The sequence below is a fragment of the Rhodococcus sp. MTM3W5.2 genome (assembly GCF_001984015.1).
Taxonomy (GTDB): Bacteria; Actinomycetota; Actinomycetes; order Mycobacteriales; family Mycobacteriaceae; genus Rhodococcus_G; species Rhodococcus_G oryzae.
Window position 1 is genome coordinate 1,062,207 of the sequence record NZ_CP019572.1, and the last position, 21,485, is coordinate 1,083,691.

Annotated in this window: 17 protein-coding genes and 2 pseudogenes; 11 read left to right on the top strand and 8 right to left on the bottom strand. The window is 68.2% G+C overall.

Annotated features, from left to right (window positions below; translation table 11 throughout):
• The first annotated feature begins 23 nt into the window (after positions 1-23).
• The 5 genes from BTZ20_RS27710 to BTZ20_RS05100 all read left to right on the top strand — a co-directional run bounded on the left by BTZ20_RS27710 (position 24) and on the right by BTZ20_RS05100 (position 5,178).
• On the top strand, positions 24-1,781 hold the full coding sequence (locus tag BTZ20_RS27710; RefSeq protein WP_223263752.1) for a TNT domain-containing protein: 1,758 nt from the start codon (positions 24-26) through the stop codon (positions 1,779-1,781).
• Positions 1,768-2,034, top strand: a complete 267-nt coding sequence (locus tag BTZ20_RS26590; protein WP_145982214.1) for a hypothetical protein — start codon at positions 1,768-1,770, stop codon at positions 2,032-2,034. Before BTZ20_RS27710 ends, BTZ20_RS26590 begins: the two co-directional genes overlap by 14 nt.
• A gap of 589 nt (positions 2,035-2,623) precedes the next feature.
• On the top strand, positions 2,624-4,111 hold the full coding sequence (locus BTZ20_RS28875; RefSeq protein ID WP_077040621.1) for a PPE domain-containing protein: 1,488 nt from the start codon (positions 2,624-2,626) through the stop codon (positions 4,109-4,111).
• Positions 4,112-4,118: 7 nt separating this feature from the next.
• Complete coding sequence (locus BTZ20_RS05095) at positions 4,119-4,874, top strand: ESX secretion-associated protein EspG (protein WP_077040622.1); 756 nt, start codon at positions 4,119-4,121, stop codon at positions 4,872-4,874.
• Positions 4,843-5,178: a hypothetical protein gene (locus BTZ20_RS05100; protein ID WP_223263640.1), complete on the top strand. Its 336-nt coding sequence runs from the start codon at positions 4,843-4,845 to the stop codon at positions 5,176-5,178. Before BTZ20_RS05095 ends, BTZ20_RS05100 begins: the two co-directional genes overlap by 32 nt.
• A gap of 2 nt (positions 5,179-5,180) precedes the next feature.
• Here the strand turns inward: BTZ20_RS05100 and BTZ20_RS05105 are convergent, their stop codons facing one another.
• The 4 genes and pseudogenes from BTZ20_RS05105 to BTZ20_RS05120 all read right to left on the bottom strand — a co-directional run bounded on the left by BTZ20_RS05105 (position 5,181) and on the right by BTZ20_RS05120 (position 10,317).
• Positions 5,181-6,233: a DUF2804 domain-containing protein gene (locus BTZ20_RS05105; protein WP_077040623.1), complete on the bottom strand. Its 1,053-nt coding sequence runs from the start codon at positions 6,231-6,233 to the stop codon at positions 5,181-5,183.
• Between the two features lie 2 nt (positions 6,234-6,235).
• Positions 6,236-6,979 carry an SDR family NAD(P)-dependent oxidoreductase gene (locus BTZ20_RS05110; RefSeq protein WP_077040624.1) on the bottom strand — a complete coding sequence of 248 codons (744 nt, stop codon included), beginning with the start codon at positions 6,977-6,979 and terminating at the stop codon, positions 6,236-6,238.
• Positions 6,980-7,062: 83 nt separating this feature from the next.
• Positions 7,063-9,376 (bottom strand): annotated as a pseudogene (locus BTZ20_RS05115) (arylsulfatase).
• Complete coding sequence (locus BTZ20_RS05120) at positions 9,376-10,317, bottom strand: TauD/TfdA dioxygenase family protein (protein ID WP_077040625.1); 942 nt, start codon at positions 10,315-10,317, stop codon at positions 9,376-9,378. Before BTZ20_RS05120 ends, BTZ20_RS05115 begins: the two are co-directional and overlap by 1 nt.
• Positions 10,318-10,829: 512 nt before the next feature.
• Here BTZ20_RS05120 and BTZ20_RS05125 point away from each other — a divergent pair.
• From BTZ20_RS05125 to BTZ20_RS05145, 5 genes are read left to right on the top strand one after another with little or no spacing between them, the layout of a single operon-like run.
• Positions 10,830-12,023, top strand: coding sequence for an ROK family transcriptional regulator (locus BTZ20_RS05125; RefSeq protein ID WP_189636661.1), 1,194 nt, complete (start codon positions 10,830-10,832; stop codon positions 12,021-12,023).
• Positions 12,020-13,624, top strand: a complete 1,605-nt coding sequence (locus tag BTZ20_RS05130; RefSeq protein WP_077040626.1) for an ABC transporter substrate-binding protein — start codon at positions 12,020-12,022, stop codon at positions 13,622-13,624. Before BTZ20_RS05125 ends, BTZ20_RS05130 begins: the two co-directional genes overlap by 4 nt.
• 27 nt (positions 13,625-13,651) lie before the next feature.
• Complete coding sequence (locus BTZ20_RS05135) at positions 13,652-14,611, top strand: ABC transporter permease (RefSeq protein ID WP_077040627.1); 960 nt, start codon at positions 13,652-13,654, stop codon at positions 14,609-14,611.
• Positions 14,608-15,489, top strand: coding sequence for an ABC transporter permease (locus tag BTZ20_RS05140; protein ID WP_077040628.1), 882 nt, complete (start codon positions 14,608-14,610; stop codon positions 15,487-15,489). Before BTZ20_RS05135 ends, BTZ20_RS05140 begins: the two co-directional genes overlap by 4 nt.
• 27 nt (positions 15,490-15,516) lie before the next feature.
• The gene (locus BTZ20_RS05145) at positions 15,517-17,184 is read left to right on the top strand and encodes a dipeptide ABC transporter ATP-binding protein (RefSeq protein ID WP_077040629.1); all 1,668 of its coding nucleotides are present in this window, start codon (positions 15,517-15,519) and stop codon (positions 17,182-17,184) included.
• A 16-nt stretch (positions 17,185-17,200) separates the two neighbouring features.
• On the opposite strand, the gene BTZ20_RS05150 is transcribed toward BTZ20_RS05145, so the two are convergent.
• Both BTZ20_RS05150 and BTZ20_RS05155 read right to left on the bottom strand, forming a co-directional pair.
• Positions 17,201-18,235 (bottom strand): tocopherol cyclase family protein, encoded by a 1,035-nt coding sequence (locus BTZ20_RS05150; RefSeq protein ID WP_077040630.1) that lies wholly within the window; start codon positions 18,233-18,235, stop codon positions 17,201-17,203.
• A 47-nt stretch (positions 18,236-18,282) separates the two neighbouring features.
• Complete coding sequence (locus tag BTZ20_RS05155; RefSeq protein WP_077040631.1) at positions 18,283-18,684, bottom strand: PaaI family thioesterase; 402 nt, start codon at positions 18,682-18,684, stop codon at positions 18,283-18,285.
• 113 nt (positions 18,685-18,797) lie between these two features.
• Between BTZ20_RS05155 and BTZ20_RS29680 the strand changes: the two are divergent.
• Positions 18,798-19,402, top strand: a pseudogene (locus tag BTZ20_RS29680) (cysteine hydrolase family protein).
• 48 nt (positions 19,403-19,450) lie between these two features.
• Here BTZ20_RS29680 and BTZ20_RS05165 read toward each other — a convergent pair.
• Together BTZ20_RS05165 and BTZ20_RS05170 are read right to left on the bottom strand one after the other, a co-directional pair.
• Positions 19,451-20,086 carry an HNH endonuclease gene (locus tag BTZ20_RS05165; RefSeq protein WP_083742531.1) on the bottom strand — a complete coding sequence of 212 codons (636 nt, stop codon included), beginning with the start codon at positions 20,084-20,086 and terminating at the stop codon, positions 19,451-19,453.
• Positions 20,086-21,396: an AAA family ATPase gene (locus tag BTZ20_RS05170; RefSeq protein ID WP_189636596.1), complete on the bottom strand. Its 1,311-nt coding sequence runs from the start codon at positions 21,394-21,396 to the stop codon at positions 20,086-20,088. Before BTZ20_RS05170 ends, BTZ20_RS05165 begins: the two co-directional genes overlap by 1 nt.
• Positions 21,397-21,485 lie beyond the last annotated feature (89 nt).

Genomic DNA, 21,485 nt, shown 5'->3' on the forward strand with positions numbered 1-21,485 from the left:
TCGCCCAGGACGGCGACGCCGCGATGGCCAAGGCGCTCGAGGCCGTGCTCGGCGACGTCAACGCGGCCATGGCCCAGTACTGGGAGAACTTCGACGGTGTCGACGGGGCCTTCCGGTCCCTGATGGCGCTGTGCGATCAGCTGTCCGAATCGTGCGACACCACCGCCACCGACGTCGAGTATGCGAAGCTGACGATCATCGCGGCGCTGGCGCTGCTGGCGGCCGAGCTCGCGGCGCTCGCCGCCGCGGCCATCCCGACCCTCGGCGCGAGTACCGCGGCGATCCCCGCCGCCCAGATCGCCACCCAGGTCGCGGTGCGGATGGTGGTGCGGCAGCTGATCATGAAGTTGCTCCAGCACGCCGCACTGAGCGCCGCGCAGAATGTGTTGCTGGATGGCGCAATCCAGTCGCTGCAGATCCTGCAGGGCAACCGGGACCGGCTGGACACGGGCAGCCTGACGTCCGGCGCGATCGAGGGCTTCGTCGAGGGCGCGGTCTCCGGCGGGGTGAGCCGGTTCGGTTCGGGGTCACCGCTCGGGCAGATCGGCACGGAGACGATTTCCGGGGCGGCCGGGTCCGCGGCCAGCGCGGCGGCGTCGGGTGAGGGTGTGTCCTGGCAGGACCTCGCGTCGGGCGCGATCGGCGGCGGCGTCGGGGCGGCAGGAGGCGGGGACACCGCCACGCGCCCCACCTCGTCGGTCGACGCGCCCCGCTTGTCGCCAGTGGAGACGCCCGCGAGCACGGTCCCCAGTTCGGCCGACGCCGGGCCGCGCCCTGGTTCGGTCGCGGATGCACCGTCGGCAGGGCAGCCCCCACGCACCGGCGGATTGAACATGGGGATCACGGAACCGACGGCCGGTGGCGGGGCGGGAACCGTCGCGGCAGCCCCGGCGGTGAGGGCGGGCGGGTTGAACATGGGCACCGCCGTTCACCAGCCGACGGAGGCAAGTCCGCATTCCGCATCGTCGCCTGGTCATGGACAGCCTCCATTCGATACGTCTGATGAATTGGACGCGCCGTCGGACGACGTGGGGTTCGACGGACGAAGCCCCACAGATCCTGAGCCTGCATTCGAGAGCTATCCACTTCCAGTCCAAGAGATCAACGCCCCAGACGACTATTTGGAATCGGCCACGGGACTTCCGCCCGCGGGCGTGATCGAGGCTGGAGAAGCCACACTCGGTGACCATCCCCTGCTGCATTTGATCGATTCGAGTGAAATCGAGGCGGTTCATTCGCGGCAGGATCTTCAAGACCTGGTCCTCGAGAATCGGGGACTACTCCAGTCGGATCCGCACGTTCAGGAATTGATCCCCGAGGGTTGGAATCCATACGGCTCGTTGGTAACCAGGGATCAATGGCTAGAGGCGCACTGGCCCGGAGATGAGGATCATCCGCCAGGAACAAGGACAGACGCCCGGGGTACACCGATGATCGCGGGATGGCCGGATTCCGGCCTCCACCCTGATGGGTTCTCTTCGCCCGATGAGAGGCGTCCGGTCGTCCTCCAACCCGGCGAGACGATGGACAGATTTGGATCGCCATACGGGCGGTTCGCTTCGCCGCCGGGCGTGCCGTTTCCGGAGCGGGGCCTTCCCTTTACCTCGCTCGACCAGGGCTATCATCAGTATCAGGTTGTTCGGCCAATTCCGGTGTTCATGGGTCGGATCGCCGAAGCGATGGCGCAACCCGGTGGTGGAATCCAGTACCACACAACTCATTCGATCGTGGATCTGATCAACGCAGGTTACTTGAGAGAGGTAGTAAGTGAAGAGTTCTGAATTGATCGAAGCGCTCGAGTTGGCCGGGATTCGTGTTCCGGTGGTGGTCAATGGGATGACCCATGACTCTTTCTCGGTTTCCGAAACGCCCGCCGGTCAGTGGGAAGTGTTCTACAGCGAACGCGGATCAAAGTATGACCGGAAGGTCTTCAATTCAGAGCACGATGCATGCTTGTATTTCTTCGATTCCCACGGCGGAGTGGATGCCGCAATATCCAGGCTGCGTGCTCTTTCCAAACCTGATGCAATGTGACGAGAGGTCGATTGCGTCCGGTGAAACGGAGGCTCGCTTGCGTGGGCACGCAGGATTTCGTCTGAGCGTCGTCTGATTGCTCACGTGGTCTGAACGCGCAGGCGGTCACCGATCTTTGGGGCTGTTCGGGGATTGGTGGGGATAGGACGCCGTCCCGCAGTAGTGGCTGGACCAGATTGGCCCCTCCTCCTGGGTGTCTGCACAGATCTTCCCAGCAGACCACGGAACCGGTTGGCGCTTCGGTGCGTCTATTCCAGGTAAGCCGTGAGAACTGGGCCGGGCGGGAAGTATCGCGCACACGGGGTGGACGCGGGCTGCGAAAGTGCGGCCTGCGGCGCATTGATACTGCTCGGGACAGCTTCGGGGCGGTGGCCGGCGAGGCAGCTATGGAGGGGTGAGCTGCCTCGCCGGGTTTGTCATGACCCGGATGGAACCGATGGGGACGGTGCTGCGTCTATCTAGGGAGGACCGGTGTCGGTCGGGACCAGTGGGGGAGTGTCGGTGCGGATGAGGTTCGGGAGCCAGGTCGCCGTTGGCGCGGCCTGTGGTGCGTTGACCACGATGTTCAGCACGGCGAGGGGGATCTGAGATGTCGATTTTGCCGAGCCTGGACGAGCTGAAGGGGTCGATGGGGGACCTGGCCACGGGCGCGCTGGATGACCTGAGCGATCTGGCGCGCGACCCCGGCAACAAGATCATCGATGTGGTGTCCGGCTACGACCTCGATGAGCGTGACCGCGTCGAGGGTCGGCAGGAGGCAGGCAACACCGAGCGCTCTGACCTCTACGGCCAGCAGGAGAGCCTCAAGGCCGAGTTCGGTGGCGGCTACGAACCGCCGTCCGTGGTGCCCGACAGCTTCGATTCGATGTCGCACGAGGCCATCAAGTCCGCCGTCGACGCGATGAGCGCGGATCCGATCCGGGCGAGCGCCGAGGGCTGGGCGAAGATCGGATCCTCGCTCGGCGAGGGCCTCGCCGAGTTCAAGGACTTCATCTCGAAGGAGATCGACGGCAAGTGGCAGGGCGTCGGGGCCGAGGCCGCGGTGGCTGCCACGGCGGCCTACGTTGCGGATTCCGACAAGCTTGCGGTGGCGGGCCAGCTGGTGGGGACCAAGGTCGCCGAGGCGGCGACAGGGATCTCGCAGGTCAAGGCGACCATGCCGGCCGTCGAGGCCATCTCCGCTCTCGAATCCCTCGTCAACGTCGCGCTGCCCTCGGTCGGGATGGTGAAGCAGCTGGTGCACGGTAAGGACGAGGCCCGCCAGCAGGCGATCCAGATCATGAAGACCGTCTACATGCCGGTGATGCAGCAGGCCGACACCAACGTCCCGGTCCTCCCGAAGCCGAAGCCGAAGGTGACAGACGGTGGGGACGACGGCACGTTCTCGCCGCGCCGCGATACGGGCACAGGCGGGCCGTCCGGCTACAACCCCTCCGGCTACACCGGACCGGGGGATGCCCCGGCCGCCCCGCCGCGGCAGGGCGTCGGGGACGATCCCTCGACCGGATCGCCCGGCGCCGACCCCTACGACCCGAACGCGGGCACGAACCCGCTGTCGCCGGACGGATCCGGCGCCGACGGGTCGAATTCGCCCTTCGCGCAGACCGATCCGTCCTCCGCATGGACCGCTCCCGCGGCCGCGGGCGGCACCGACGCGACCGGCAGCGGTCTGGGCGCCGGCACAGGCACAGGCACGGGCACCAGCAGCGGATCCGGCGGCCATGGCGCGGCGGGCTCCGGATCGGGGCTCGGCGCGGGCGGTGGGTCCGGCGCGTCCTACGGTGCGGGCGCGGGCGGAGGCCTTGGCGCGACCGGCGGACTGGGCGGCTCCTCGCGTGGCCGCGGCGGCGGGGTGGGCGTGCCCGGCGCGGCCGGTGGGCGGCGGGCACGGGTGGGGCCGGAGGCGGCGCGGCGGGCGCCGCGGGCCGTCCTGGCGCGATGGGCGGCGGCATGGCGCCGGGCGGCGCCCGCGCGAACGGCGATGACGACACCGAACACAAGACGCCCAGCTATCTCGTCAACGTCGACAACGGCAACGAACTGGTGGGCAGGCTGCCGAAGGTCGCGCCGCCGGTGATCGGCGGATGAGCGACGGTCGGTGGCGCCTGACCGCCCTCGAGTTCACGGTCCTGTGGGAGCGATTCGGCCGGGACCGCCTGCCCTACCCGTTCCAGTTCCGCGGCACCGCGGCCACGGACGAGGAGTTCCGGGCGGACCGACAGGCGGCGGCGCAGAAGGTCGTCCCGATGCTCGACGAGGGCCTGTACGAGGCGTTGGTCGCGCTGGCCGAGCCGGTGGTCCGGATCGAGCTGTGCGGGTTTCGTGGCGCCGGGCTCGAATCGATGATCAGGATGCACGCCGGGATCCGGCAGTCCATCGCGGCCGTGGCCGTTCAGCTGCCGGGTGCCGACCTGCACGCGGGCGCTGACGTCCTGCTGGCATCCGCTCCCGTCACACAGGTGGGAACATTTGTGGCCCAATCGATCCCGTCCGTCGCTGCGGGTCGACGTCGGGGCGTGTCGGTGCCCCGGTCGGCGACGCCGGTGAGCGGTTCCCTCATGCAGTCGGCGAGCCGGGCACGCGGAAACGAGGAACGGGACGAGTTCTTCCTGCGCCCGCGCACGGGGCTGGGCGAGATCACGGTCTTCGCGGGCCCCGCCTACGACAACCGGCCGACCGGCGACGGCCAGGGCTTCCACTGGATGGACTTCGCCGACGACGGGCGCTACCTCGTGCGGGGGTCCGACATCGTGAGCGCGCTGCCCGCTCGCGGCGAGGACATCGCCGCCGAGGTGCAGCGGCTCGTCGGTGTCGCGCGCGCGGGCGCAGTCAGCCGATGAGTCCGATTCGGGCGAACAGGACCGGCCCGAGGCGGCCGGCGGGTCGCCGAGCTTCCGGGACCGGTTCATCTGCCTCGAACTGCGCTTCTCGCTGGGAATCGAGGAGACCACCGGGCGACACTATCTGGCCATTCCCGCGGCCAACGGGGTCGCGGAGGCGGAGGAGTTCTACGAGATCGACGGGGCGACGCACGAGCGCTTCGCCGCCGACCCGGGGTCGGCGGCCGAGTTCATCCGCCGCTGCCGGAACCGGGAGCTGGACGCGCTGCTGATCCTCGACCCGGGGCCGCCCCGCGGCGCCTGAGCTCACCAGCGGTTGCGGACCTCCTCCGCGAAGCCGAGCAGGTTCGCGACCTCGATCGTGCTGCCGTCGTCGAGGACGACGTGACCGCTGAAACGCCCGAACACCTGGTGCTGGATGGAGCGCAGGACCAGGAGATCGGTGCTGGCAGCACGGTCGAGGATCGGCTCGAACGTCATCTCGAACCGGCCGTCGTTGCTGGTGAAGGTCCACGGTGCGCCGTCGAACGTGCCCGCCGGGAGGTGGAAGGTCACCTCGTCCAGCTTGTGCGCGCGACCGTCGACGAACACCATGTTCTCGGTGGCCGCGGAGGTGTCGCCGAAACCGTGACCGATGTTGAACCCGAACGGCTTTCCGTCCACGAGACCGGAGGCCGACCCCCAGTACCAGGTGTTGTCGTAGGTCCAGACGCCGCGGCCCCAGTCGAACACGCCGAACGCCGACCGGGGGTCGAACGCGAACGACCGCCCGCCGACGACGACCTCGCCGCTCGCGGCCAGGCAGTTGATCTTCTGGTTGTAGTAGAAGGCCTTGGGCGCCTTGTGGAACGGGGTCGCGACGACCATTCGGTCGGGAGCGGAGCCCGCGGAGCGACCAGAGGACACAGCCGCCTGCTGCGCGAGCAGCAGCTCACCGCTGAGTCCGCGACCGCCGTCGAACCCAGGGTGGTCGATCGAGAGCAATCGGCCACCCTTGGTGTGCCGGAACGAGATCCGCAGACCCTTGTGTGAGGCCACCACGTCGCCGGTGTCGGCGCTGGCGGGCAGCGCCATCGAGCCCATCGGGAAGGGCAGCATCACGTTCTCGGTCACCTCGGCACGAGCCCCGAGGTCGAGCCACGACACCCCGAGCAGGCCCATGTAGCCGTTGTCCGCGACCGTCAGCGCGAGGCCGACGTCCTGCGTGAGCACGCAGTAGTAGTCCCACTCCTTGACCCGGAACCGGGGCGCTGCGACGGCCGCCCGGTCGTACCGACGGACCTCGGCCGTGGACCAGCCCGCCTCGGCGAGCCTGCCGCGCTCGTCGAGCAGCGGGCCCGCGGTCAGCTCGTGCTGCACGGCTAGGTGCGCGAGAAGCGTCCGGGGCTGGCCTGATCGCGGGGTTTGATGATGATCTGGTCGAGGTTCACGTGCGAGGGGCGGGACGCGACGAACCCGATCACCTCGGCCACGTCCGCGGCGACCAGGGGCGTGATGCCCTCGTAGACCTTCTTGGCGCGGTCCTCGTCGCCGTGGAAGCGGACCAGGGAGAACTCGGTCTCCACTGCGCCGGGGGCGATCTCGGTGAGCCGCACCGGCTGGCCGAGCAGTTCGCCGCGCAGCGTCCGGTGCAGCACCGCCTGGGCGTGCTTGGCCGAGGTGTAGCCGGATCCGTTGTCGTAGGCCTCGAACGCGGCGACCGAGGTGATGGTGACGATGAGTCCGTCGCCGGAGGCGATCAGCTTCGGCAGCAGGGCCTTGGTGATCCGCAGGGTGCCGAGGACGTTGGTCTCCCACATCCAGCGCCAGTCGTCCAGGTCCGCCTCGAGGACCGGGGCCAGGCCCTTGGCGCCGCCCGCGTTGTTGACCAGCACGTCGACCCGCGGCAGCACCGCGGCGAAGGCGTCCACCGAGTCCTCGTCGGTGACGTCGAGCTCGAGTGCGGTGCCGCCGATGTCCTCGGCCAGCTTCTCCAGGCGGTCGAGCCGCCGCGCGCCGACAACCACGTGAAACCCCTGCGCGGCGAGCGTCCGCGCGGTGGCCTCACCGATTCCGGAGCTCGCTCCCGTGACGACGGCGACTTGTGCATCAGGCGAGATGGTCATGGGCTCAGCCTAGGCGCCTGCGGCGCCCGTGCGCGGTTGGCGGGTCCCTGGACTCGTCAACCGCGCACGGGCAGCGGAGCTGCCTAATCGGCGGCGTACTCGGCCTCGCGTTCGATCCGCTCGATGTCCCCACCCGGCACCTGGACGGGGCCAGGCGTGTAGGTGACCGCACGCAGCGCGCCGGTGTACCGGAACGGGCCGCGACGCTCGCGCAGGTCCCAGGACACCGGACCGCGGGCGTCCACCCCCACCGAGATGCCGGTCCACGGGGCCATGCCGACCAGCTGCACCTGCCCGAGCAGGTTCCCGGCGGGGGCGCCGTCGACCCGGACGGTGAAGTCCCAGCGGAGCCGCGGGGTGACCGTCGCGGAGACCTCGATCCGGCGGGCGCCCACCGGCACCGGACCGGCGTCGACGGAGGCGTACCGGCCGTAGCTGTTCAGCCCGAACACGAGGTGTCCGTCCTCGATGTACAGCAGGTAGCCGCCCTGTGGGTCGCCGTGCGCCACCAGCACGCCCTCGTCGCCCGGCGCGAATCCGGATCCACCCAGCTCGGCGGTGATCTCGAAGTCGCGGAAGGCGATCAGCTTCGAGGACCGATAGCGCTCCAGGGGCGGGGTGCCCGCCAGGAGCCGGACCGGCCGCGACAGCGCCTGCTCCGCGGGCCTGCGGACGGCGAGCGCGCCGCCGTTCAGCAAGGGGAACACCGTGTTCGCCCAGGCCGCCTCGTCCCAGGCCGCAGCCAACTCGTCGACCTTCTCCGGAAACCGGTCCGCCAGGTCGTGTAGTTCGGTCGGGTCGGTCCGGACGTCGAACAGCTGCCAGCGGGGGCATCCACGTCCGAGCCGGGGTGCAGGGCGAGCAGTTTCCAGCCGTCGCGGTAGTAGCCGCGGTTGCCGGTCATCTCGGTGTACTGCTCGGTGTGCGAGGACGCGGCGGCCCCGTCGCGCAGCACCGCGGAGGCGTCCACCCCGTCGAACTCCTTGGCCGGCAGTCCGCCCCGCACGGTGGGGGGTTCGATGCCGACGAGCCCGAGCAGGGTCGGCGCGAGGTCGGTGACGTAGGTGAACTGTTCGCGAATGCCGTTGTCGCCGTCCTGCTTTCGCAGTCCGTCCGGCCACGACAGCACGAACGGCACCCGGACACCGCCGGCGAAGGACTGCCCCTTGTAGAAGCGGAACGGGGTGTTCGACGCCTGGCCCCAGCCCGCGGATAGTGCACGCCGAGCTTCGCGGTCCCGATCAGTTCCTCGTCGTGCGGCACGTCGCCCACCCAGTCCGGGTCGGTGACATGGGCGAACTGGGAGAAGTAGGACCGGGTGCCCTCGGGCCCGCCCTCCGCGGTGCCGCCGTTGTCGGAGGTGAACACCACGATGGTGTTGTCGAGTTCACCGAGTTCCTCGATGGTGTCGAGGATCCGCCCGACGCTCTGGTCGACGCTGTCGACCATGCCCGCGTACACCTCCATGTAGCGGGCGAAGCGGCGCTGCTGCTCCGGCGTCAGCGAGTCCCATTCGGGCACATCGAATCCGGCCTCGGAGTTGCGGGGCGCCTGCTCGGTCCCCGGCGGGAACAATCCCTGCGCGAGCTGCGCCGCGAAGCGGCTCTCGCGGAGCGTATCCCAGCCCTCGGCATAGCGGCCGCGGTACTTCGCGACGTCCGCGGGCTTGGCCTGGAGTGGTCCGTGCATGGCCACGTGTGCGAAGTAGAGGAAGAACGGCCTGTCGGCATCGTGGGCGCGCAGGTCCTTGAGGTATCCGATGGCCTTGTCCGTCAGATCGTCAGTGAGATAATAGTTTTCGGGGTACTCATCCACGTCGACGGCGGAGTTGTCCGACACCAGCTGATTGGGATGGTAGAAGGAATTGAGGCCCTCCAGGGACCCGTAGTAGCGGTCGAACCCGCGCTGCGTGGGCCAGGAGTCGCGATTCGCGCCGGGGCGCATGTTGGCGTCGCGCACCAGGTGCCACTTGCCGACGGCGTAGGTGGCGTAGCCGCCTGCCCTCAGGATCTCGGGCAACGTGAGCACGTCGTCGGCCAGTTCGAGGCGCAGACCCGGGTAACCGGGATCGGCATTGGCGACGAAGCCGTAGCCGGCCCGGTGCGGATTGAGCCCGGTGAGCAGCGCCGCGCGCGACGGTGAGCACAGCGGGGTGGTGTGGTAATTCGTCAGCCGCACGCCCGAGGCGGCGAGGCGATCGAGGTTGGGCGTGTCGATCTCGGAGCCGAACGGCCCGATGTCGCTGTAGCCCATGTCATCGATCAACACGACGACGACGTTCGGTGAACCCGGGGCGGCCGAGGGGACGGGCGCCCAGGACGGGGTGGAGTCGTCGGTGGTCCGGCCGATCCGGCCGGTGAACCCCTCATAGCCCCTGGCGTGCGGCGGGACGGTCATCAGCTCGCGACCCGCACCGGCTGGTCGATGGTCGAGTAGTGCGAGGCGTCGCCGGTGACGATGCGGCTGCGCTCGCCGTGGGTGTTGACCGGGACGTCGCCTGCGAGGGTGATCCGGGTGAGGCGACGGCGCTGACCGTCGTAGTCGCCGACGGCGTAGTGCTGGGTGGCGCGGTTGTCCCAGATCGCGACGTCGCCGTCCTCCCAGTTCCAGCGGGTGGTGTTCTCCAGCTTGGTGACGCGCGCCTGCAGCAGCTGGAACAGCGCCTGCGACTCGGCGGTGCCGAGGCCGACGAAGCCCTTGACGAAGTGGCCGAGGAGCAGCGAGCGCTCACCGGTCTCCGGGTGCACGCGCACGACCGGGTGCTGGGTCTCGTAGTAGGTGGACTGGAACTCCCGGATGTACTCCTCACCCTTGCCGTCGACGGACGCGGCGGTGCTCGCGGCGTAGTCGAAGAGATTGGTGTGCGTCGCCCACAGGTTCTCCACCAGGGCCTTGAGCGGTTCGGGCAGGGTGTCGTAGGCGGCGACGGTGGACGCCCAGGTGGTCGAGCCCCCGTAGGAGGGCAGCACCTCGGCCCGCAGGATCGAGGCCTTCGGGATGCGGTCGACGAAGGTGACGTCGGTGTGCCAGCTGCTGGCGCTGCCGTACTCGGAGTCGATCGGCAGGACCCGCTCACCGCGGGAGGTGACGGTGGGGTGCGCGGTGGTCGGCTCGCCGAGCAGCTGGGCGAAGGCGTACTGGGAGTCCTCGTCGAGGTGCTGCTGGCCGCGGAAGAAGATCACCTTGTGCTCGAGCAGGGCCTGCCGGATCAATGAGACGGTGGCCGGATCGAGGTCGCCGCCGAGGGTGACGCCGTCGACGCGGGCGCCGATGTGGGCGCCGAGCTTCGCGACGGAGGCTCCCGTCGCGGTCGTCTGGGTTTCGAAATCGATTGACATGATTGGCCTTTCGTAGTCTGACGGGGCTCGCTGTGGTGCGTGTGCCAGGCAACCAGCGATGCCCGCGGTGGCCAAGGGTTTCCGTCATGCTGATCGCAACCGTGTTCGGGATCGTCGCCCCGACGGGTATTTCCCCTCGGCTGGTGGAGAATTCGGCAAGGTGTTAGCTTGGCGCCATGAACTCCGGCAGGCCTCACCCCATGCGGGTCACCTATGTGACCGCCGCACTGGGCTCACGGCTGCCCCTGGCGCGGGAACTCTGTTGTTCCCCTCGCGGTATCTCTCGCTAGTCCGCGCTGCCACTTCCTCGTATCTCGACGCCTGATCCCAGGACGCCCGTGTGGGCGTCCTTGCGGTCGGTCTCGCGCCGTTTGGCCTGGTCAGCGCTCGCCCACACCGTGTAGGTCTGTTCCCGCCAGGGACGAAGCGCAAGGAATTCGCGTGTCCATCACCAGCTTGTCGTCCGCGGCCGTCCTCACCCGGCCGATCTCCCGTCCCCCGCCCGCGCCCAGATCGTGCCGCCGGAACTGCGCGTCGCCGACGCCCCCGCCGCGGCCGTGTTCCGGGTGGCCTGCGCCCGCGGGCCGATCGCCCGTGACATCGCGGCGAAGATCACCGGCCTGTCAACGGCCACGGTGAACCGCCAGGTCTCGGCGTTGCTCGCCGAGGGTCTGCTGCGTGAACGCGCGGATCTCACCGCGTCGGGTGCGGTGGGTCGACCCCGGGTGCCGTTCGAGGTCAACCACGAGCCCTACCTCACCATCGGTATCCATATCGGTGCGGTGGTGACCGGGATCGTGGCCAGCGACCTCCGGGGAAAGATCCTCGGCTCCGTCGAGGTGCCCACACCGGCAGGCCCACAGGACCGGGCGCTCTCCCAAATCTCGCGCAGCGCAAAGTTGTTCGCCTCCAGATGGCATCGTCGCAGGCCCCTGTGGGTCGGGGTGGCACTCGGCGGCCGGGTGGACGCGACCACGGGCCGGGTCGACCACCCGCGGCTCGGCTGGCTGGGCGCCCCCGTCGGCGCCATCATCGGTGAAGGGTTGGGGCTGCCGGTGTCGGTCGCCGCGCACGTCGAGGCGATGGCGGCGTCGGAGCTGCTGCTCGCCCCGCAGCGCCCCGGTGACAGCGGAACCGACGGGACCAGCCTCTACTTCTACGCCCGCGAGACGGCGGGAGTGGCCGTCACCATCGACGGCCGGGTGCACACGCCCTCGTCCGGCCCCGGCTCGATCGTGCACCTGTCCACCGGTTCCTCGGCGCTGTGCGCCTGCGGTGCCCGTGGCTGCCTCGAGGCCACGGTCAGCGACCGCGCCACCATCGCCGCGGCGAAGGAGGCGGGCATCCTCACCGAGACCGATGAACGGCCCGCCATCGCCGCCGTCTACCGGGCGGCGGCCGCGGGTTCCATTCCGGCGCACGAACTCCTGGTCGAGCGTGCCCGGGTGCTCGGCCGCACCGTTGCGATGCTGCGTGACCTGTTCAACCCGGACCGAGTGATCCTCGGCGGCCAGGCCTTCACCGAGTATCCGGCCGGAATCCCGCACGTCGCCGAGGCGTTCGCGCGCACGTCGAGCCTGGCCCGCAAGGACATCCGGATCACCGGGTTCGGCAACCGCGTCCAGGAGTTCGCGGCAGGCGTGGTCTCGCTCAGCACCCTCTACTCAGATCCACTCACCTCCATTCGAAGGGTTGTCTCCCAGTGAGCTCCTCAGTCAACCGGTCGACCGTCGACCGTCGCACCTTCTTCCGTGGCGCGGGCCTGACCGCCGCCGCCATCTTCGGGACCGGGCTGCTGGGGGCCTGCTCCTCCGCGGTCGACGAGCAGCGGGCGGGGGCGGCCACCGGCGCGTCCGGCGCACCGGTGCGCGGTGGCACCCTCAAGACGGGCATCACCGCGGACGTGATCCCGGCGACGTTCCTGACCAACACCAGCGGCGCCACCACCGTGATCGGGCTGGCGTACGACACCCTCGTCCGCTATCCGCACGACAAGGTGGAGCCGCAACCTCGGCTGGCGAAGTCGTGGCAGCTCGCCGCCGAAGGGCTGTCGCTGACCCTGGACCTGCGGGACGACGTCACCTTCCACAGCGGTCGCCCGTTCACCTCGAAGGACGCGGAGTTCTCCCTGCGCACCTACGCGGACCCCAAGTGGACCGCTCAGCTGCGCAGCACCGCGGCCGCGATCACGGCGTTCGACACCAGCGACCCGCACCGCCTGGTGCTGACGCTGGCGCATCCGCTCGGGAACATCTTCGACCTGCTCGACACCGTGCCGATCCTCGACAGCGAGTCCATCGACAAGCTCGCCGCTGGCGACGCCTTCATCGGGACGGGGCCGTTCAAGCTGGTCTCGCGCACGCCCAACAGCGCGCTGGTGTTCGAGCGCAACGAGCACTACTGGATCCCGGACCGGCCCTTCCTGGACCGGGTCGAGGTCTCGGTGATCCCCGACTCGCAGGCGCTGCTCAGCTCGCTCAAGTCCGGCCAGGTCGCGGTTGCGGGCGGACTGAACTACCGCGACACCGAAACCCTCGGCGAGACAGCGGGATTCCAGGCGGTGTCGCTGGAGGGGGCTGAGCTGCAGGTGTACGTGGGGGCGAACGTCACCCACCCCGCGCTCGCCGATGTCCGGGTGCGGCAGGCGATCGCGTACGCGATCGATCGGGACCGGGTGATCTCGGAGGTGTTCCGGGGCTCCGGCTACCCGGTGAACCTGCCGTGGCCCAAGAGCTCGCCCGCCTACGACGAGTCGAGGAACACGACCTTCACCCGGGACGCGACCAAGGCGCGGGCCATCCTGGCCGGGGCGGGGATCGCGATCCCGACCCTGCCCCTGACCTACCAGGCGGGGAATCCCTTCTACGAGGCGACCGCGCAGATCGTGCAGGCGAACCTCGCCGAGATCGGCATCCCGGTCGAGCTCGACCCACAGGAGGGCGCGACCTTCGTCAAGGCGCTGATCGGCGGCACCATCCCGGCCCTGTGGGTGACGTTCCATTCGTGGGCCCAGTACGTTCCGTCCACGCTCACCGTCAGTGCGTACCCGTTCAACGCGCTCAAGAACTCCTCGCACTACGAGAACCCGGCCTACGTCGACGCCGCGGGCGCGGCGTGGCGGGTCACGGACGGCACCGGCGCGGAGGCGAAGGACAGGTACCGGGCGGTGAGCGACCAACTGCTCGACGGGCTGTTCCTGGTGGAGATCGGCGTGGTGCTCAACCAACTCACCGCGGCGCAGAGGGTGCAGGGCATCGACTGGACCAAACGCTCCGAGATCGTCTACACGGACACCTATCTGGCCTGACGGCCCCGACCGAGAGGAGCCCGCATCATGATGCGATACCTCGCGCGCCGGCTGCCGTCGGCCGTTGCGGTGCTGCTGCTGGCCTCACTGCTGATCTTCTTCGTGCTGCGGCTGGTCCCCGGCGATCCGGCGAGCAGCCTGGCCGGGCCGGATGCCTCCGCGGAATCCATTGCCGCGATCAGGCATTCGCTCGGATTGGACCGGTCGATCCCGGCTCAGTACGTGTCCTGGATCGGCTCGGTGCTGACCTTCGACCTGGGCAGGTCGTACGTGATCGGTGGCCAGATCTCCGATCTGGTCCTCTCCGGTCTGGTCAACACCGTCGTGCTCGCCGTGACCGCGCTGGTGCTCGCGGTGCTGGTCAGCCTGATCCTCAGCGTCGCGGCCGTTGTCTGGCCGAAGCGCTGGCTGACCAGCGCGGTCGCCGGGTTCAACACCCTCGCCGTTGCGCTGCCGCCCTTCGTCAGCGGCGTGCTGTTGGTCCTGGTGTTCGCGGTGCTCGTTCCTGTGCTCCCCTCGGGTGGGGTTCCGCCGCAGGGGTTCTGGGTCAGGCCCGACATCTCGGTGCAGTACCTGCTGCTGCCCGCGGTGTGCCTGGCCCTGCCGGTGGCCGCCGCCCTGACCCGGTTCCTCACCGAGTCGCTTCGCACCGAGCTCGGTCAGCCGTACGTGCTGACCGCACGGGCGCTCGGCGTCTCGCGGTGGAATCTCGTCACCCGCAGCGCACTGCGCAACGCACTCCCCACCATGGTGACCGCGCTGGGTCTGCAGACCGGGCAGTTGCTCGGTGGTGCTGTGCTGGTCGAGGCGATCTTCGCCTGGCCAGGGATCGGGCAGCTCATCGAACAGGGCATCAGCCGCCGCGACTACCCGGTGGTCCAGGTGCTGCTGCTGCTCTCGGTCTCGGTGTTCGTGCTCGTCCAGCTGGTCACCGACGTCGTGCACGCCTACCTGGATCCGCGGATCCGGATCGGGGGAACCTCATGAGCGTCACCCCCATCGAGGACCCGGCGGTCGCCGACCGGTCACTGCCCGAGCCGGCGCCCGAGCACAGACACCCCGCGTTGGCCGCGCTGATCCACGGACAAGGACTGCTCGGCCTGGTGCTGGTGGTTGCGGTGGCGGCGGCGGGACTGCTGGCCCACTGGATCGCACCCTTCGGGCCGAACGAGCAGATCGCCGGGGCGAACCTCCTCGGCCCCGGCGCCGAGCACTGGTTCGGCACCGATCAGGTGAATCGGGACGTCTACTCCCGGGTGCTGCACGGCATCCGGATCAACCTCGAGATCATCGTGATCGCGGTGCCGATCGGGGCGCTGGTCGGCGCGCTGCTGGGTCTGGCGTCGAGCTTGCACCCGGTGACGGACGTGATCGCCCAGCGTGCCTTCGACGTGGTACTCGCCTTTCCCGCGCTGATCCTGGCGATCGCGCTCGCCGCGATCGTGGGACCCGGCGCGGTGACGGTGATCGCAGTGATCGTGGTCGTAGAGATCCCGATCTTCGGACGGATGATCCGCACCCAGGTGCTGCGGATCCGGGAGTTGCCGTACGTCGAGTCGGCGGAGGTCATCGGGGCCGGTCGGTGGTGGGTGCTGCGCACGCACGTGCTGCCGAACGCGCTGGAGCCGCTGGCCGTGCAGCTGGCGCTGTCCATGTCGGTGGCGGTGTTCGTGGAGTCCGCGATGAGCTTCGTCGGCATAGGCGTTCGGCCACCTGAACCCTCGCTCGGGTCGATCATCGCCGACTCCGTGCCCAATCTCGACGCCAACCCGGCTTTCGCCATCGGCCCACTGGTGGTGGTGGCGGCGCTGGTGCTCGGGTTCCTGCTCATCGCCCAGGCGCTCGGATCCGCGCGTCGGGCCTGACACGCCACGACATCTCAGGAGTAGACGATGACCCAGACAGACCCGATCCTCGTAATCGAGGACCTGAGTATCCGTTTCGGCGCGACGGGTGACCCGGTGGTGGACAGGCTGAACCTGACCGTCGGCCGCGGTGAGATCCTCGCCCTGGTCGGTGAATCCGGTTCCGGAAAGTCCATGACCGCGAAGGCGGTGCTCGGGCTGCTGCCCGACAATGCCGAGGCGAGCGGGTCGATCCAGCTCGGCGGCGCCCAGGTGGTCGGGGCAGGGGAGGACACGCTCGTCCGGCTGCGCGGGACAAGGGCGGCCATGGTGTTCCAGGAACCGCAGACCGCGCTGAACCCGGTGCAGAAGGTGGGCTGGCAGATCGCGCAGGCCCTGCGGGCGCACGGGAAGGTCGGCCGGGCGGAGGCCAGGGCACGGGCCATCGAACTGCTTCGCCTGGTGGAGATCCCGGATCCGGAACGGCGCATGGACTGGTATCCGCACCAGCTGTCCGGCGGTCAGAAGCAGCGGGTCGTGATCGCCCTTGCGCTGTCCGGGGACCCGGACCTCCTGATCGCGGACGAGCCGACGACCGCGCTGGACGTGACGGTGCAGGCGGAGATCCTCGACCTGCTGCGCGGCCTGCGGACCGAGCGGGGTGCGGCGATCCTGCTCATCACCCACAACATGGGGGTGGTCGCCGACATCGCGGACCGGGTGGCGGTGATGCGCCGCGGCGAACTGATCGAGGAGAGCGGTGTGCACGAGCTGTTCTCGGCGCCGCGGGAGAAGTACACGACGCAGCTGCTCGCGGCGGTGCCGCGGCTCGGGGACACCGCGGGCCCGGTCGGCCCTGTGCCCGCCGAGCCGGTCCTGGTGGTGCGCGACCTGGACGTGGTGTACCCGGCGAGGCTGGGCAACAAGGAGTTCCACGCGCTGCGCGGTGTGGGGTTCGAGGTCGGCGCGGGTGAGGTGCTGGGCCTGGTCGGCGAGTCGGGCTCTGGCAAGACGACCCTGGGGCGCGCGGCGCTGGGAGTGGTGCGGGCCACCACGGGGGCGGTCGTGTTCGACGGGACGGATCTCGGCACGGTGTCCCGCAGGGACCTTCGTGGCCTGCGAAAGGGGATGGCGCTGGTGCACCAGGACCCGGCGGCATCGCTGGACCCACGCCGGAGCATCGGGGATTCCGTGGCGGAGCCGCTGGTCGTGCATCGAGCGGCGTCCGGCGCACTGCTGCGCGCCCGGGTGGGCGATCTGCTCGAAGCGGTGCGACTGCCGCGCTCGTTTGCGGACCGGCGGCCTGCCGAACTGTCCGGCGGGCAGCGACAGCGGGTTGCGCTCGCGAGGGCCCTGGTGCTGGCGCCGCGGTTGCTGGTCGCGGACGAGCCGACCAGCGCCCTCGACGTGTCCGTGCAGTCGGAGATTCTCGACCTGTTCGCGGACCTGCGCGAGGAGTTCCGGTTCGCCTGCCTGTTCATCAGCCACGACCTCGCTGTCGTGAACCGGGTGGCGGACAGGGTCGCCGTGCTCCGTGGTGGTGAACTGGTCGAGATCGGCTCCACGGCAAGCGTGTTCGGCGACCCTCAGCAGGACTACACCCGCGGGCTGCTCGGCGCGGTGCCGGTCCCGGACCCGGTGGAGCAGCGTCGCCGCCGAGCAGACCGGACGGCGTCCGACCCGCGACCGGTGCGGGCGCTGTCGGCAGCCAGCTGAGTCGCGCGATCGCCGGTTACCGGGCGCACGGTGGCGCGTCGGTGGCCTCCGGCGCGGCGCCGCGCCGGTCCGCCTCGGCCCTGGCGCGCGCCAGCCCGCCGTGTTCCAGCGCCGCCACGGCCGACTCGCCGGACCAAACCGTCCGGTGCCCCCGGCGGACCGTCACCGACATCCGCGCACCCAGGTGTTCCAGCGCGCCGGGGACGTTGCGCCGCTCGGCGGGCAGCGGAACGGGTAGGACGTGGGCGTCGCCGAGCGTCCCGTGACCCTCGATGTCCACGCTCCAGCGCGGGCTCCGGCCGCGGAGCGTCCAGTGCTCGTCGGTCACCTGGGCGCGGACGGGGGAGATCGCCGGATCGCCGAGGCGCAGCAACCGTCCGTCCGGCAGCAGGACCACGACGGCGGTCACCTCGGTGCGGAGCGGTCCGGCGCTGACCTGGCCGCCCGCGAAGGCGACGCACACTTGCGGCTCGGTGAAGCCCTGTGCCTGGCCCCACCACCAGGAATCAGGGAATCCGCCCCTGCCCCAGTTCTTCTCGGCGTACACCTGGGCCCCGGTGAGGTCCCACTCCTCGCCGCCGAGCACCGCGGTTCCCTCTGCGCGCCCGCCGAGCAGCCAGGGGTGCCAGTACTGGTTGAGCGCCGGGATCGTCTGGAAGACACTCGAACCGCCGAGGACCCGTCGTGGCCACGGCCTCGGATGTGTGATCCGCACGTCGAGCCTGGCGTCGGGACCGAGGTCCACCCGTAGCCGGTCGGGTTCGCCGCGGAACGCGTCCCCGGCGGCGGCGCCGAGCCGGTGGGGGTCGGCGGCCGCGACCGGATGCGCGGCGGTCCGCAGGAAACCGCCCGGGTGTGCGGCCAGGCCCAGGGTGGCCCAGCTCCCGTCGGCGGCCCGGTTGATCCCGCACAGCGCGATCACGACCCGGCCCGACTCCGGCTGGGTGAACCGCCAGAAGTAGCCCTCCATGGCGACGCCGTGGGCGGCCAGGGGATCGCCGAACGGCAGGTCGGCCCCGGTGGCGCGGTAGGCGTCGAGCAAGCGCGACATCGCCCAACGGTAGCCGGGACCGACCCCGTCAATGGGCGGGTTGGGGCTCAGAAACCGGAGTCGCCCACGACGGCGTGCGACTGGGTGACCTGTGAGACCAGCCTGCCGTCGTCGTCGGTGAGGTCGATCGAGACCAGGATCGTCTTGCGGCCGACGTGCAGCGGGCGGGCCGCGGCGGTGACGACGCCGCGGCGTACCTGCCGCGCGTACACAGCGTTCGAGGCCGTCGTGACCCGCGCGGCGCCCGACGGGATGTTGAGGAACGCGGACACGGCGCCGACGCTGTCCGCGAGGGTGGTCAGCGCCCCGCCGTGCATGATGTGGTCCGCGGTGGTGAGGTCCTCGCTCCACGCCAGTCGGCCTACGACCTCGCCAGGGGTCGCCGAGACCAGCTCGATTCCCGACTTCACCGCGAACGGCATGGTTGCCAGCAGCTCGTCAAGCTTCATGGCTCGATGCTAGACCCGCGGCCCACCGTCGAGGTGGCGATACGGTGATGCAGTGAGCACTCTCGAGGAGCGACTCGACCCCTGGATCGCCCCGCATCTGAACCGCCTCCGCCCTGCTCGTGGTCGATACCCAACGTGACTTCGTCGACGGCGGATCGAGTCCGGTCCCCGGCACCACGCAGGTGCTGCCCGCGATCGCGCGCCTGCTCGAGGCCTACCGGGCCGCGGGGCGCCCGATCGTGCACATCGTGCGGCTCTACGCGGGCGACGACGTCGACCTGGTCCGACGGTCCGCCATCGCCGCGGGCGCACGGATGGCGAGCCCGGGCACCGTCGGGTCGCAGATCGTCCCGAGTTCGGCGCCCCGGACCTCGACCCGGACCTGCTCCTGCGCGGCGGGCTGCAGCAGGTCACGCCGACCGAGGTCGTGCTGTTCAAGCCGCGCTGGAGCGCGTTCCACCGGACGGAGCTCGAGTCGCACCTGCGCGAGCGCGGCGTCGACACCGTGGTGGTGGCGGGCTGCAACTATCCGAACTGCCCGCGGGCCACCATCGTCGACGCGAGCGAGCGAGACCTCCGGGTGCTCATCGCGGCCGACGCGATCTCGGGCGTCGACGACCGGCACCTCGAGGAGGCCGGACGGATCGGCGCGGTGCACGCCACGGCGGCGGAGATCGTCGCGGCGCTGGGAGAGGTATGGCGCTGGGAGAGGTATTAGGCGCACTCAAGTGTGGAACTACCGATGCGGTGCGCCAAGCTAGTCCTGCTAAATAGGCACCGCCAGTTGAACTAGGAGACTCTTGACTGAGTTCTTATACGGTCCGGAATGGAAGTCCTCGTGAATAATCTCCAATAAAACACTCTTCACATCTTGGCCCTCGGCATTTGTCCATCGCTCAATATAGCTCATGACGGTTTCGATTCGTCGTCGACGCTGGGTAATCAGATCATTTCTGTAGAGCTTTAGCTTTTGTACCGAAATGAGGCCGCGATCGGAACCTGGCTTCGCCATGACGAGATCGCCAAAAAAGACGAGGTGATCTTCGGGGTGATCAATAAATGGATTCAGTAACGGTACCAGTTCGGAGTAGTAATCTTTTTTGCTGAGGTTGCACTGTTCGCAAGCTAATGTGAGGTTGTCCCATGCAACGACCTTCTCGGGGAAAATCGATCGCGGATCTATATGCTCGACGTGGCCGGAGTGAATGGCCTTCATCTCGGAGTCGCAATAAGCGCATCGGTCGGTTGTTTCCTCGGCGACCCCTTCTTTGATTTGTTTGTGTCGCCAACGAGAGGGTAAATTCTTTTCGCCGGCTGCAGCGAGTCGGACGTACTCATCTGTCCATTCCTGTGCCTTGCTGTTTAGAACTGCCGGCTTGGCTAGTTTGTCAAGCTTACGCATTACTGGTCTTTGCCCTTTGGCTCAAGAAACAGTTCGAGCGCGATTGGTAGTTCTTCCCCCAGTCCTTCATTTTCCAGTTCTGCCTTGAGTCGCCGAACTGATTGTCCGGTGGGTGGAGTTGCCAGAAATCGTCGCATGATGCTGTTGAAACGGTCTTCTGCCCAGATGGGTGTGGTGCTCTCAAGTCCGAGCACCTCAACTAGTGTGCGTTCGGCCGACTGTGCTTTGTTTGTGAAGTCTAGTTCGGCCGATTCCACCATGTTGTCGTCGTTGTATCTCAGTACGTAAACCTTGGCTTCTTTGGCGGCCGTCACGATGAACGGACTGTGTGTTGCGACAATAAAGCTGACGTTCGGAAACGCCTGCATAAGGCTGGGTATCAGGGTTCGCTGGAGGGATGGATGAAGGTGGTTTTCGGGCTCATCAAAGCACACTGTGAACTGTGCGGAGCCGTGCGATCGAAGATAAATCTGCCATGATAGTTCGAACAGTGCACTAATTCCCCCGGAGATCGAATCGATTGCAAATCGGCCCGTCTCGGTTTCAACAACAATTTCGGGCGGCTCCGCAACAAGTCGTTTAAAGCGCAGGCTCTTAGGTAGCAATAGATGTAGGACATCTTGAAACCCCATCCAGACGGCGCGCGCATTGTCGTCTGGAATCACTGACGAGTTTCCTTCGCCGTAGATTGCGGCAGCGAGTAGTGCTTCCTTCATTCGTAGCATTGCTGACTTGTCGCTTCGGTGCCCTAGTACTGCAGACCTTATCTCACCGACGTATTCTTGAAAGATCTGTTCTGTCTGTGCAAATGTCGCGGGTATTGTTGATATCTGTTGATATGAGCCAGGGCTGCGATGAGACGACAGATAGATTCCATCTACGTGCTTCTGGGGATCGATTGTAAGGCTGTACTGGATAGAATGGCTGTTCTCGGGTACGTTGATCTTTGAGACGGGGCCATTGTCGCGGTAGGAAAGTGCTCCTACGGTTACTTCGGGTGGCCGTCCGGGCTGGTTTGGGTAGCTTTGGCGCTGGTAAAGCATTTCTCTGAGTATCTCGACGCGGTCGGTGTCAGTCGATTCGAGAATCGCTTCCAAGTAGATGGCATCGAGATTATGGATGTCTGGAGAATAGGACGATTCACCATGTCCCCACTTTGTTGGCGCGGCAAGGAATTGACTGTGCCAGCTGAAGTGGTTGCCCAGAATGTTGAGTATCGTGGTCTTCCCGGCGCCGTTGGCGCCAGTAAGCACTGTTAGTTGCTGATTCAAATCAATATCAACGAGGCCGAACTGGCGAAACCCGGACAATGTCAATCGTTGAAAACCGTCTGCTCTGTCGGGCTGGGGTAGTAGCCATGTCCGAATGCCATGACGGGCATGTTACTGGTGTTGCGCTG

Coding starts and splice junctions, on each gene's coding strand:
- BTZ20_RS27710 (WP_223263752.1), top strand. CDS start 24: ATGGCCAAGGCGCTCGAGGCCGTGCTCGGCGACGTCAACGCGGCCATG.
- BTZ20_RS28875 (WP_077040621.1), top strand. CDS start 2,624: ATGTCGATTTTGCCGAGCCTGGACGAGCTGAAGGGGTCGATGGGGGAC.
- BTZ20_RS05095 (WP_077040622.1), top strand. CDS start 4,119: ATGAGCGACGGTCGGTGGCGCCTGACCGCCCTCGAGTTCACGGTCCTG.
- BTZ20_RS05110 (WP_077040624.1), bottom strand. CDS start 6,979: ATGACCATCTCGCCTGATGCACAAGTCGCCGTCGTCACGGGAGCGAGC.
- BTZ20_RS05120 (WP_077040625.1), bottom strand. CDS start 10,317: ATGTCAATCGATTTCGAAACCCAGACGACCGCGACGGGAGCCTCCGTC.
- BTZ20_RS05135 (WP_077040627.1), top strand. CDS start 13,652: ATGATGCGATACCTCGCGCGCCGGCTGCCGTCGGCCGTTGCGGTGCTG.
- BTZ20_RS05140 (WP_077040628.1), top strand. CDS start 14,608: ATGAGCGTCACCCCCATCGAGGACCCGGCGGTCGCCGACCGGTCACTG.
- BTZ20_RS05145 (WP_077040629.1), top strand. CDS start 15,517: ATGACCCAGACAGACCCGATCCTCGTAATCGAGGACCTGAGTATCCGT.
- BTZ20_RS05150 (WP_077040630.1), bottom strand. CDS start 18,235: ATGTCGCGCTTGCTCGACGCCTACCGCGCCACCGGGGCCGACCTGCCG.
- BTZ20_RS05155 (WP_077040631.1), bottom strand. CDS start 18,684: ATGAAGCTTGACGAGCTGCTGGCAACCATGCCGTTCGCGGTGAAGTCG.
- BTZ20_RS05165 (WP_083742531.1), bottom strand. CDS start 20,086: ATGCGTAAGCTTGACAAACTAGCCAAGCCGGCAGTTCTAAACAGCAAG.